The 11,927-nt window shown below is 45.4% G+C and carries 10 protein-coding genes and 1 pseudogene; 5 read left to right on the forward strand and 6 right to left on the reverse strand.

The features are described from left to right. The first annotated feature begins 177 nt into the window (after positions 1-177). Both AC5JL3_RS04425 and AC5JL3_RS04430 read left to right on the forward strand, forming a co-directional pair. Positions 178-762 (forward strand): hypothetical protein, encoded by a 585-nt coding sequence (locus AC5JL3_RS04425; protein ID WP_496073319.1) that lies wholly within the window; start codon positions 178-180, stop codon positions 760-762. Positions 763-1,182: 420 nt separating this feature from the next. After that, complete coding sequence (locus AC5JL3_RS04430) at positions 1,183-1,932, forward strand: glutathione S-transferase family protein (RefSeq protein ID WP_496073320.1); 750 nt, start codon at positions 1,183-1,185, stop codon at positions 1,930-1,932. 108 nt (positions 1,933-2,040) lie between these two features. On the opposite strand, the gene AC5JL3_RS04435 is transcribed toward AC5JL3_RS04430, so the two are convergent. After that, positions 2,041-4,521 (reverse strand): phosphoketolase family protein, encoded by a 2,481-nt coding sequence (locus AC5JL3_RS04435; RefSeq protein ID WP_496073321.1) that lies wholly within the window; start codon positions 4,519-4,521, stop codon positions 2,041-2,043. 450 nt (positions 4,522-4,971) lie between these two features. On the opposite strand from AC5JL3_RS04435, the pseudogene AC5JL3_RS04440 reads away from it, so the two are divergent. Continuing rightward, positions 4,972-5,355: pseudogene (locus tag AC5JL3_RS04440) on the forward strand (winged helix-turn-helix transcriptional regulator). Positions 5,356-5,379: 24 nt separating this feature from the next. Here the strand turns inward: AC5JL3_RS04440 and AC5JL3_RS04445 are convergent. The 4 genes from AC5JL3_RS04445 to AC5JL3_RS04460 all read right to left on the reverse strand — a co-directional run bounded on the left by AC5JL3_RS04445 (position 5,380) and on the right by AC5JL3_RS04460 (position 9,359). Continuing rightward, positions 5,380-6,669: a bifunctional folylpolyglutamate synthase/dihydrofolate synthase gene (locus tag AC5JL3_RS04445; protein ID WP_496073322.1), complete on the reverse strand. Its 1,290-nt coding sequence runs from the start codon at positions 6,667-6,669 to the stop codon at positions 5,380-5,382. Positions 6,670-6,755: 86 nt separating this feature from the next. Next, a complete protein-coding gene (locus AC5JL3_RS04450) occupies positions 6,756-7,379 on the reverse strand; it encodes a hypothetical protein (protein WP_496073323.1) in 624 nt (207 codons plus the stop codon). Positions 7,380-7,432: 53 nt separating this feature from the next. Beyond that, the gene (locus AC5JL3_RS04455) at positions 7,433-7,777 is read right to left on the reverse strand and encodes an FxLYD domain-containing protein (RefSeq protein ID WP_496073324.1); all 345 of its coding nucleotides are present in this window, start codon (positions 7,775-7,777) and stop codon (positions 7,433-7,435) included. A 148-nt stretch (positions 7,778-7,925) separates the two neighbouring features. Next, positions 7,926-9,359 (reverse strand): flavin monoamine oxidase family protein, encoded by a 1,434-nt coding sequence (locus AC5JL3_RS04460; RefSeq protein WP_496073325.1) that lies wholly within the window; start codon positions 9,357-9,359, stop codon positions 7,926-7,928. 212 nt (positions 9,360-9,571) lie between these two features. Between AC5JL3_RS04460 and AC5JL3_RS04465 the strand changes: the two genes are divergently transcribed. Together AC5JL3_RS04465 and AC5JL3_RS04470 are read left to right on the forward strand one after the other, a co-directional pair. Further along, the gene (locus AC5JL3_RS04465; protein ID WP_496073326.1) at positions 9,572-10,057 is read left to right on the forward strand and encodes an AMIN domain-containing protein; all 486 of its coding nucleotides are present in this window, start codon (positions 9,572-9,574) and stop codon (positions 10,055-10,057) included. Positions 10,058-10,455: 398 nt separating this feature from the next. Then, positions 10,456-11,250, forward strand: coding sequence for a pentapeptide repeat-containing protein (locus AC5JL3_RS04470; protein ID WP_496073327.1), 795 nt, complete (start codon positions 10,456-10,458; stop codon positions 11,248-11,250). A 7-nt stretch (positions 11,251-11,257) separates the two neighbouring features. Here AC5JL3_RS04470 and AC5JL3_RS04475 read toward each other — a convergent pair whose 3' ends face one another. Further along, the gene (locus AC5JL3_RS04475; protein ID WP_496073328.1) at positions 11,258-11,866 is read right to left on the reverse strand and encodes a cation diffusion facilitator family transporter; all 609 of its coding nucleotides are present in this window, start codon (positions 11,864-11,866) and stop codon (positions 11,258-11,260) included. Between the last annotated feature and the right edge of the window lie 61 nt (positions 11,867-11,927).

Below are 11,927 nucleotides of genomic sequence, written 5' to 3' on the forward strand. Positions count from 1 at the left end.
AATGCCGTCAATCTCATTATCGCGAGGCAATAACCTGAGTTTTGCTGCGCTATGAATATTGAGCATAAAGGAATCTATCAACAATCTGCTAGGCAGTTGGCTTGGCTGTGACTAATGTGCTGACCCTTATAGTTCAATAACTTTTTTTAACTGAGTAGATATATCGTTGGAAGGTAAATGATGAAATTCAAAACTATTTTATTAGGAGCCGCATTAGCAAGCGTTACTCTTTTCGCTTCATCCAATCTAGTACAGGCTCAAGTCTGTCCCAATATTGCAGAAGTTCCTCCTGCCAAGCAAACCAGAATCATTCGTAATGATAGCTATGGTTATCGCTTTAGCATCCCGCAGAACTACAGAGCAATGGCATTTCGTAGCAATGCAGTACTGGTATTTGACCCTGGAACTTTTGAAACGGCACAGTGCTATGTGAGGAATAGAGTTCCTACAGAGCTTCCTTCTAGTATCTCTGTATATACAACCCCCGTTAATCCTGGAAACCGCAGTGTAGCCGATCTGGTTAGACAAAACAACCCGACAATCGAGAAGATTGAAAATACCAGAGTTGCCAACCAAACCGCTGTCTCTTATACCTCTAACGCTCTGGGATACCAGAGAGGTGTTGCTTTCTTTACTCCCGACCGAAGGTACATGATTACTGTCTCGGCTCCGTTTAATCTTGAACAGGGTCGTCCTACTACTATCCTTAATAAAGAGGTGTTTGATACGGTTCTCTCAAGCTTTACTTTTGGGCGTAGTTAATACTTTTGTAGGGTGCGTTATGAATGCACCCTACAAAAGTGCTACACACCTGTTTTCCGAATGGCACCTGCCCAACCGATCGCATTTAAAGTACGTAGTGAGTCAACAATAGATTTCAGGGAAATGTCCTCTGGATAGCCAATCTCGCCGCCGGATCAGTCCCACTTTTGGAGTCAATAGTGGGGGGATAAGGCATGTTGGATCAAGAGATTCAATGCTCTTTCAACTTAATCAATAAGCTTTTATATGTATTAATTCTTTATCCTAAAAACGTTATAAATTGGCAAACATATGTTAAACATCAATTTTCAAAATAGAGCGAAACCCTTAAAATTTTATTGATAAATAAGCTCTGGAGCCTCGATGTCTGATAATAAGTCTGCATCACCTTTTGAGATTTAGCAATCCTAAGGATAAACCATGATTGAACTTCACCAATCTTCACCTTGTTGGGGACTACCAGATTTAAGTCCTTTTTGTATCAAGTTACATACATATTTTCGGATTGCTAAACTGCCCTATGAAGTGAGCAGGGAACTAACGTTTCAAGATGCGCCTAAAGGGAAGACCCCATTTATTCGATACAACAATAAACTGATTGGTGACTCGAATTTAATTATTGATTACCTGAATAAAACATTAGAAATAGACCCGAATGAAAACTTAAGTCACGAAGAAAAAGGTGTTTCCTTAGCATTTATACGGCTAATAGAAGAAAACCTTTACTGGGGGCTAATTTATTACATTTATAAAGTAGAAGATAACTGGCTATCCTATAGAACGATTCTAGAAGAATTAATATTAAAGCAATTCCCAGAATCTATTCGGAACCAGATTCTTGAAGAATTGTACGACCAAATTGTCAAACAATTGTGGGGTCATGGCATGGGTCGTCATTCTGAGCCGGAAATCTATGAAATTGGAAAGCGTGATTTGTGCGCTTTGTCTGATTTCTTGGGAAATAAGCCGTTTTTCATGGGTGAGAAAGCCACCACTCTCGATGCGGCTGCCTATGGTTTTCTCTCACGGTTGATGTATGATTCTTTACCATCCTCCCTCAAAGAAGAAGCACTAAAACTGGATAATTTACAACTATTTTGTGAGCGAGTGAGGGCAGAATTTTACACACAGCAAGAGACAAAAGCCTGGAACGTTCAAATTGGATCATAGGTCAGAGAGGAGCATCAATCAATCACCCTCTATAAGAAGGGGGCGTTATTAAGGCCCCCTTCTCTTAACTAGAACTGTTGCAAATAAATGCTTGAGAAAACGGTATTGCTACTTAACAGGAGCGCCCGATCGCACAGTTCCCCCTTCATCAGCAGCATCCGTTGATTTAGTTTCACTGGGCGTTTCAGGTTGAGCGCCACCAGAGTGGGGCCACTTCCAATCCCGAACATCTGGCAGATCATCGCCATACTGAGAGATGTAATGGACGTGTTCAACGAGCTTATCGCGGAGCATCTGTTTGACGTGCGCTCCGATATACTGAAGCCCTGGCACGCGATCGATCACATCCATGACTAGATGGAAGCGATCCATATCGTTCCGCACCACCATATCAAAAGGCGTGGTTGTCGTTCCCTCTTCTTTGTAACCCCGCACATGGAAGTTCTGGTGGTTTGTCCGGCGGTAGGTTAAGCGGTGAATCAGCCAGGGGTAGCCATGATAGGCAAAGATGACGGGCTTATCGGGCGTAAAGATCGAGTCGAAGTCTTTATCGTTCAGACCATGAGGATGTTCTGTCTCCGGCTGGAGTTTCATCAGGTCTACCACGTTTACGACTCGTACCTTGAGTTGTGGGAAGTGCTGGCGCAGTAAGTCAACGGCAGCTAAGGTTTCCAGAGTAGGAACATCGCCTGCACAGGCCATGACTACATCAGGTTCACCTTCCTGGTCGTTACTTGCCCATTCCCAGATACCAACACCTGCGGTGCAGTGCTTGACAGCAGCATCCATATCCAAAAACTGCAACGCGGGTTGTTTTCCGGCAACGATGACGTTGACATAATGGCGGCTACGCAAACAGTGGTCGGTCACAGATAACAGCGTATTGGCATCGGGTGGTAAGTAAACCCGAATCACACTTGCCTTCTTGTTTACCACATGGTCAATAAAGCCTGGGTCTTGGTGGCTGAAACCATTATGATCTTGCCGCCAGACGTGGGAAGTCAGGAGGTAATTGAGCGAGGCGATCGGTCTACGCCAAGGGATGTGGCGGCAACTCTCTAGCCACTTGGCGTGTTGGTTGAACATCGAGTCAACGAGGTGGATAAATGCCTCATAACACGAGAAGAAGCCATGACGCCCTGTGAGTAAATAGCCTTCTAGCCATCCTTGACAGGTATGTTCACTGAGGATTTCCATCACGCGACCGTCAGGAGAAAGATGATCGTCGTAGGAGTAGGTGTCATCCATCCAGGTGCGATCAGTTGCTTCAAAGACATCGCCCCAACGGTTAGATGCGGTTTCATCGGGTCCCACAATCCGGAAATTGCGGCTTTCCTGGTTGAGCTTCATGACATCCCGCAGGAATTTACCGGAGACGCGGGTTGCTTCTGCATACGTTGTACCGGGCTTCGTCACATCGACGGCATAATCTTGGAAATCAGGCAGCTTCAATCCTCGAAGTAGGACACCGCCGTTGGCGTGGGGGTTGTCACCCATGCGACGCTGCCCCTTGGGAGCGAGTGCGGCTAGTTCATCAATCAGCTTACCCGTTTCATCGAAGAGTTCTTCCGGCTTGTAGCTCTTCATCCACTCTTCGAGCATTTTGATGTGGTCGGGTTTGCTGGCGAGTTCTGCAAAGGGAACTTGATGCGATCGCCAAAAACCTTCGGTTTTCTTCCCATCCACTTCCTTGGGTCCCGTCCAACCTTTAGGCGATCGCAAAATAATCATCGGCCACCGAGGACGCTTGCTAAAGCCATTAGTACGGGCATCCTGCTGAATCGCTTTGATTTCCTCAATGGCAGCATCCAGCGTTTGAGCCATCAACTGATGCATGGCTTCAGGATCGGAGCCTTCTACAAAGTAAGGCTTGTAACCGTAGCCAACAAACAAGCTTTCTAATTCCTCATGGCTAATTCGCGAAAGAATTGTCGGGTTCGCAATCTTGTAGCCATTCAGGTGCAGGATGGGCAATACAGCGCCGTCAGTTGCAGGGTTGAGGAACTTATTGGAGTGCCAAGCGGTAGCGAGTGGACCAGTTTCCGCTTCCCCGTCACCCACAACGCAGCAAACCACCAAATCAGGGTTATCGAATGCCGCACCGTAAGCATGAGAAACCGCGTAACCCAGTTCACCACCTTCGTGAATCGAGCCAGGAGTTTCAGGGGCAACGTGGCTAGGAATTCCACGCGGAAAGGAGAACTGCTTAAACAGTTTATGCATCCCCTCGGCATCTTGGGAAATATGAGGGAAGTACTCGCTGTAGCTACCCTCCAGGTAAGTGTTGGCCACTAATCCTGGACCGCCATGTCCTGGCCCTGCAATGTAGATGGAATTTAGATCGTATTTTTTAATGATGCGGTTGAAGTGAACGTAGATGAAGTTAAGCCCCGGAGTCGTACCCCAATGTCCGAGTAGCCGAGGCTTAACGTGTTCTAGCGTCAGTGGTTCCTTCAGCAGTGGATTGTCAAGTAGATAGATTTGCCCGACGGAAAGGTAGTTAGCCGCACGCCAGTAGGCGTTCATTTTGCGTAATTCTTCTGCGGCAAGGGGTTTTGTTTCTACGGTAGGTGCGATCGCTTGAGTCATACTGAATTTCTGCCTTTTTCAATAAGTGCAATGCGTGAAGCAGTTAAGTGAGTCGTTTATGGATTCAGTAACAATCAACAAATGATGAATGACCTTTTGACTGATACCAAACCATGTGCTATTAGCAAAGCGCCTCCGTTACCAGTACACCGACAAGCAATCTGTTCATCAGGAACCTCTCTAGTAAAAAGCAAATATTCTGTTAAGAATGTGGCTTTTAATTGCTGTACATCTTTCCTAATTGCATCCTACTAATCCCTGCTCTACTTAACAAGTTAGTTACTTCCTCAACCGTATAGTTACCAGAAGTAAAAAAATTAGGCACAGTCTTTCACTGAGTGTTTCCTTAAGATAAAGTTAAATCTCCAATTAATGAGCAACTTCTGATTAGAACTCATAGGAAGATAGTTGAGAATACAAATTGTAAACATCTGCATTTAGAGTGATCTCATGCTGGAGACGAGTGAGTGCTTGGAGGTGAAATGCCCGATTCAGTTTACATTAGACATCATTGGTAGTAAATGGGCACTTCTAATCCTGCGGGAGCTTTTCACAGGAAATCGTCGTACCCATGAATTTCTCGAAGCTCTACCAGGAATTAGCACGAAAACACTTACCATAAGACTGAGAGAATTAGAAGCTTATGGCTTAGTTTCCCTCCACGTTTTTCCAGAAATCCCACCTCGTGTTGAGTACTCTCTAACCTAGAAAGGGAGAGAACTTCAGCCAGTGATGGCAAGTCTGTATCAGGTAGGGCAACAGTGGCTACAGCGAGACGATTGCGAGTGTCCTCTAAATGTGAATGTTGCGACAAAATTGGAGCATTTAGCTTAAGAGTTTATGTATTGAGCAATACATTCATCTATCAGACTCGATAGAATCTTTTCCAATATCCAAGCGATTCTGCTTCAAAAAATAACCAACAAGATAAAGGGAACCGCACAAGACAATTAAACGGTTTGAGGGTTCCGCCAAGTTTGAACTCGTTGCAGCTTGTAGCCCTGCTTCTAAGTTAGGATAAGTGCGGCAATCCTGTAGTTCTGGGCAACGATTTTTAGCGACGATAGCGAGGGCATCTGGGTCGGCTGAACTGTGGTCAGGTACTGGGACTAGGTATAAGCGATCGCATGGGCGTAGGATTGCCTCAAAGATGTCAGCATGGTCTTTAGTCGAAAGAATGCCCATCACCCACGTAACCGGAGTATTTAGAGTATCAACATACTGACGCAGGGCAACGGCAGCAGCAGGATTGTGTGCCCCGTCAATGAGTAAGCGATGATTGCGCCAGTGAGTCCACTGAAGGCGTCCGTGCCAAGTTGTTTTTGCCATCCCAGAGGCAATTACATCGTCTGGAATCTTCCAACCCTGTGAACGGAGGATTTGCAGGGTAGCGATCGCAAGTGCTGAATTACTTAGCTGAATATCTCCCAGTAGTTGCAACGGGTACTTAATACCCTCATATTCTGCCCAACCTTCCTGAATCCGCTTAGCTGATGTTACCCAAACCGTAGGGCATTCTAATTCTTGTCTTCGCTGCTTTACAACTGCCTCAGCTTCTGCTGGAAATTGTCCGACGACAGCCGGACAACCTGCTTTGAGGATGCCAGCTTTCTCTCTTGCAATGTCAGCTAAGGTAGGGCCAAGGTTTTGCCAGTGTTCCCGACTGAGGGACGTGATGATCGAGACAAGAGGGCGATCGCATACATTGGTGGCATCCAGCCGTCCCCCTAATCCCACTTCCACGACAGCGACATCAACCTGCTGATGTTGAAAATACAACCAAGCCGCTGCTGTAATGACTTCAAACTGAGTCGGTGAATCGTCACAGTCCTCTGGAATTGCCGCTTTAACCCGTAGCAGGAATTCTCGCAAAGCGTCCGTTGAAACTGGCTGTTCATTCAGACAAATTCGCTCATTCCAATCAATTAAATGCGGGGAAGTATAACGTCCAACTCGATAACCTGCCTCAGTTAGCACAGCAGAGAGGTAAGCACAAACAGAACCTTTGCCATTTGTCCCGGCTACATGAATTACTGGAACTGCATGGTGTGGATTGCCTAAATCTGCCAAAAGTTTAGTAATTCGCTCTAGTCCCAAATGCACACCAAAGCGTTGGAATGATTGAAGGATTTCGCTAATTTCTGCCATTAAGAAAATATTTACTGGAGGTTTAAACCAAAGAGTCGTTCAATCAGTATCTGAAATCTCATATCAAAGTGCATTCAAAGCGGCTACTAAATCAATGGTGCCTTTCTCCTTAGCGGCGTTATCTGGGCATGATGAGAGAATGCGATCGCTCTATTCAATAACCAAGTAATACCCAGCAAACTCACTCCAAGAACGCCATCCGGCTCAGGAATCGAAGTAGAAGGCGAATCTAAAGAATACGTCACATTTCCTTCAAAGGAATCAAATGAATTAACTTGATAGTCAAACTGATTTCCAGCATTCAATAAAGTGGTGTCATCACCAAAAATAGAGAAAATGGAAAAATCATCAAGAGAATTATCAAAATCAGCAACTAGATAGTTCAATCCTACTAAATTACCATTATTGAACACAGCTATAGGGAAATTAGGGAAACTCAACTCATCAGTTTGAGTATAGGTTTCACCGAAAAAATCAAAGAGGATGAACAATCCCTCTGTGACTCCAACTGCCTCTACTCCGATTCCTGTTAAGGTTGAGTCATCGTAGTTGAAGGAACCCTCATAGGTATTGTTGGCTAATGAACCAGTGGTTATATCCACCCGGAAGTCATAAGTGATTACTGCTGCGTGTACAGAGTCAGGTTCTATTGCCGCGAAGCTCAAGGTTAATCCAGCGATCGCAACCGCCAATTTTCTATAGGTATTCACGTTATCCTCCAGTATGACTCACGACCTTCTCCCATTCTTTCAACCTCTACTACTTACCTATCACTCCACTCGACATGAGTAATATTTACCTCAGCACCTGCTGAAATACTCCCTCCAAATGAGGCTGTTTTTCCCTGAGCAACTGTTGAGGGTTGAGCATAGATAAATCCATTATCAATCTGATTACCCTGCTCATCAATAACTTGATAATTGACTCTGACAAGATTCACTGTTTTACAAGTTCGATTGGTTACTTGACCTCTTAGTGAGTTACCGTTATACCTCACATTAGTAATTGGTATTTCAGCATCGCCTGAAGTGCAAGCACTGCTAACATCTTCCGTTCCTGAAGGACATAAATCTTTTAGATCTATCCTTCTCCCATCAACTGTTTCCATATAACAAAGGGGAAGCTCAACCTCCGATATCGGTATAGCGAGAGAGATGGCGCTCCCTGATAGAGAAGGAATCAACACTATTGCTGAAAAATTTAACAGAAAAGATGAAACAGTTTTTGACATTTTGCCACCAACCTTTTAGGCTCCTTTACCATCGCTGAATTTGCAACCGCTTGCTTTTGCTAAGACGCGCACGGCGATTTTTTAAAAGTCTAGTTTTCTGTTGGACAGCGTGAGCTTGTAGCCCTAAATCTTCCAAGATTTCTGCGGCAGCGGCTTCGCCCGTTTCGCAGCCACCTTCCATGTAACCTTGATACTCTAGGGAGCAGTGTTCACCAGCAAAAAATAGATTGCCCACGCGCTCACCTTCTACGCCGTACATCTGTGTCCATTGCCCTACTAAATAACAGGAGTATGAGCCACGACTGTATAGCTCTCCTAGCCAATACGCTCGTACAGCTTTACCCTGCAACTGGGTGGCACTAATGCCAGGGAAAATCTGTTCTAGTTGCGGCATTAGTCTTTGAACATGAAACTCTGGCGTTGCTGTTCCGAGGGTTATACCTTGCTGTCCTCCAGTGAAGTTAGTGATTAAGCCGTTTCCACGGGTAAAGCGACTCTGACTAGTCTCCCAAGTATTTTGAAACCCTAAGTTTGTATAGACGTTGGCAGTGGAATTATAGCGGCTGCGCCAAACTTTTCCGGTATAGCCAGTGATCAATTTGGTGTTGGTGCCATAGCCTAAAGTATCAATGGCTAATCTTTTCGCTGGCGGTAAAGTCACATTGAGCGGAATTGAGCGTAGTACACTAAAGGGCAAGGTAAGCAAGATTCGTTCATACGTGCGATCGCTAGTACCTCCTGAGCGTAATGCAACTTGGTAGCGACCATCAGGACTGCGGCTAAGTGACTCTAAAACGGTTTCGGTTCTAAGAGAATTTGCTAATAACTCCCCTAATCGACGGGGAACTTGGTCATTACCGCCAGCAATATAGTAACGCTCATCACTGGTTCCGTAGATCTCAAATTCACCAGATTCAGTGCCGATTAAATAGATGAGATTCAGACAGGACTGTTCTTCTGCCTCTCGACCATACTCTCCCGTATAAGCAACCTGGATTATTTGCCGCATGGTCGTGGTGGTCGGGATACGCTCTAAATACTCTGTAATTGAGAGATTATCTAAAGCGGCTGTAGCTGGATCAGGTGTTGCATAACTTTCAAAATTCTCAATCGCTACTAAATCGGCATCAATTTGTTCAGCAACAGGCGCAAAGTCATTGATAATTTCCTCAATGGGAACTTTGCGTCCTCCAAAGAAGTACGTTTCTTGTATCAACCCCTGCTCAGCCGCTAGCAGGTCAACGATATTAAAGCCAAGTTCCTCAGCTAGCCCTCGCAAGCAAGTATGGTCTGTATCAATGAATTCTCCCCCCAGTTCTGCGGTAATCTGGGTGCCAGCCGCTTTGGGTAAACTCCGAATCCGACCACCCACCTGATTTCTGGCTTCAATGATATCCACAGGAACACCAGCTTGTTTCAGGCGATAGGCAGCCGTTAGTCCAGCAATGCCTGCACCCACGACTAAAACTAATGAGAAATTTTTCCGATTGAAGGCTAATCCTGTTGAGATTTTAGATAATTGAGCTTCATTTCAGTTCCTGTACTAGTTAGATTGCATCTTGTTATGCCATACGCTGCAAACGCTAAGGTGCAACAGGTGTGGGACAATCTAAAATTCCTGCATCAAGCGATTGATTGCGTAACATTAGCCTAGTTTGAGGAAGTTTGACTGTGAGACTGCACTGGTTATTACCCAGTTTTTTGGGCTTTTTTCTGTTTTTATCTCCTGCTGAAGCGGCGAGACTGCTAACTTGGCGTTTTGACGCTGATCAGAATCAGCTAAGCTTTACGACAGACGAGGGGGTTCAACCTAAAGCACAGCTAATTGTTAACCCGACTCGTTTAGTGATTGATTTGCCTGGTATTAGCCTGGGACGCCCAAAAATCGAGCAGCCAGTGGGCGGGGCAATCCGTTCTGTGCGAGTGGGGCAATTTGACGAACAAACGACTCGCTTGGTAGTTGAATTAAACCCTGGCTATACAATCGATCCCCAGCAAGTAAAGTTCCGGGGAATCTCTCCTACTCAATGGACGGTACAGTTACCGAGTCCGGAACAAACAGCGCAGTTGCCTGATACATCATCCCTGCTGATTCAGAACCAAATGGCTCAGGCGATCGCAAATGGCATTCTAGAGTACATTCATCAAAACCTCTGATGCTAATCAGGCACTTGGGGTTGTAGAAGCGATCGCCAAGTGCCCGTACTCTACTTAAGTATCTAGCCGTCTTTTTCAAAGACTTAATAAAGACAGTTTACTTTACTTTACATTTTTTAAAAGAACAGCCAAGATATATCTAGATACCTTGCAAGTATTTTTCATTACCTAAATCTCAGTCCTCATTTGCGTAAATTAACTGAATGAAGTGAGATTGCCGCCATTGAGCTTAGGCTCAATCGCGACAGAGATACGTTTTTCATTAATCCCACTAACTACTTCGTACAGCCTCGCTGCATCTACTTATCTCGCTGCACGTTGTAGAGCGTCTAAGCCTCATTCAGGTGGCGCTAGTTTTTTTGAAAACAATTAAACTGCCAAAAATCTCAAACACAAATATGGATGCGTCAGAACTTCTAGAGCGTTATCAAGCAGGAGAAAGAAATTTTCGTAACGCTCAATTGACCTGTGCCGACTTGAACGATGCCAATCTGTTGGGTGTCAATCTTAGTGGTGCCGACCTCAGTGGTGCTAGCTTAATTGATGCCGACCTCAGTGGTACCGACCTCAGTGGTGCGAACCTGTTTGGTGCCGACCTGTTGAGTACCGAGTTGTTAAATGCTGACCTAAGTTATGCCAACTTGAGCGGTGCCGAGATGTTGGGTGCTTCCCTAAGTGATGCTGACCTACGTGGTGCTGTTTTGTTGAATGCCAACTTGAGGTATGCCAACCTGAGCGATGTCTGTTTGAGTCGTGCAAATCTAAGTTTTGCCAACCTATTGGGGGCAAATCTATTTGGGGCAAATCTCTTAGGTGCTGACCTGAGTTATACCAACTTGTTTGGTGCCGACCTGTTTGGGGCAAACCTGCTTGGTGCCGACCTAAGTTATGCGAATTTGTTTGGGACTAACCTGAGTTATGCGAATTTGCTTGGTGCCAACATCTATTATCCGACGAGTTTACTTGCTGCCAACTTGAGCGGGGCAAACCTGAGTAGCACCAACCTGAACGGTGCCGACCTAAGTACAGCGACATTGACTGAAGCTAAATTAGTTGATATGTACTTGCAGCAAGAAAATTTGCAGCCGTCTAACTTATACCATGCTAAGTTAAGCCGCTTGCTCAATGCTCTTTCAAGTCGGAAATTATCCGATGGCGATCTAAGCCACCGATTACATGAACCAGACGTTTAGCAGCTTATTAACATTCAGAAGACTTAGCCAAGAGAGTGTTGAGGCTCTGGATGATTAAGGGAGTTGCACTAATAATAATCAGCCCTGACACGAATAGGCTAATCACACCATCTGCCCATATCCAGTTCAGTGCCCAAACTGCGATCGCGGCAATAATCACACCCACTGAACTTGCCGCATCAGCAAGGACATGGAGAAATGCACCTCTAAGATTGAGGTCGTTGTGGCTGTCCTTGTGCAGCAGGAAAATATTGATACTATTAACCCCAAAACCGACGCTAGCCGTCGCTAACATAGGCAGACTGAGAATTTCAACTGGGGGAGACTGTAGGCGTTCAACCGCTTCCCAGCCAACCCATACTGCAATAACTACCAGTCCCACCCCATTGACCAGTGCTGCCAGTACCTCAAACCAGTGGTTTCCGGATTCTAAATTACTGGCTCGACGCCTCTGAGAGAGCCAGGTCGCTAGCAGGGCTAAAATTAGGGCGAAACAATCCGATGCCATGTGTCCCGAATCAGCCAAGAGTGCAAGACTGTGGCTAAATAGCCCTACTGCTAGCTCTGCTAGGGCAAAGCTACAAATGAGAACTAGAACTGTAACCAGTAACCTCACCTTATTTGTGGTCTGAGATGGCTGACTAATAGAGGTTGTGTGATGAGTACAGGAGGCAGAA

It is taken from the genome of Symplocastrum torsivum (genome assembly GCF_059505465.1).

What these genes read in the sequence shown, in the direction of transcription:
- AC5JL3_RS04425 (WP_496073319.1), top strand. Translation starts at nt 178, where the DNA reads ATGATGAAATTCAAAACTATTTTATTAGGAGCCGCATTAGCAAGCGTT.
- AC5JL3_RS04430 (WP_496073320.1), top strand. Translation starts at nt 1,183, where the DNA reads ATGATTGAACTTCACCAATCTTCACCTTGTTGGGGACTACCAGATTTA.
- AC5JL3_RS04435 (WP_496073321.1), bottom strand. Translation starts at nt 4,521, where the DNA reads ATGACTCAAGCGATCGCACCTACCGTAGAAACAAAACCCCTTGCCGCA.
- AC5JL3_RS04445 (WP_496073322.1), bottom strand. Translation starts at nt 6,669, where the DNA reads ATGGCAGAAATTAGCGAAATCCTTCAATCATTCCAACGCTTTGGTGTG.
- AC5JL3_RS04455 (WP_496073324.1), bottom strand. Translation starts at nt 7,777, where the DNA reads ATGGAAACAGTTGATGGGAGAAGGATAGATCTAAAAGATTTATGTCCT.
- AC5JL3_RS04470 (WP_496073327.1), top strand. Translation starts at nt 10,456, where the DNA reads ATGGATGCGTCAGAACTTCTAGAGCGTTATCAAGCAGGAGAAAGAAAT.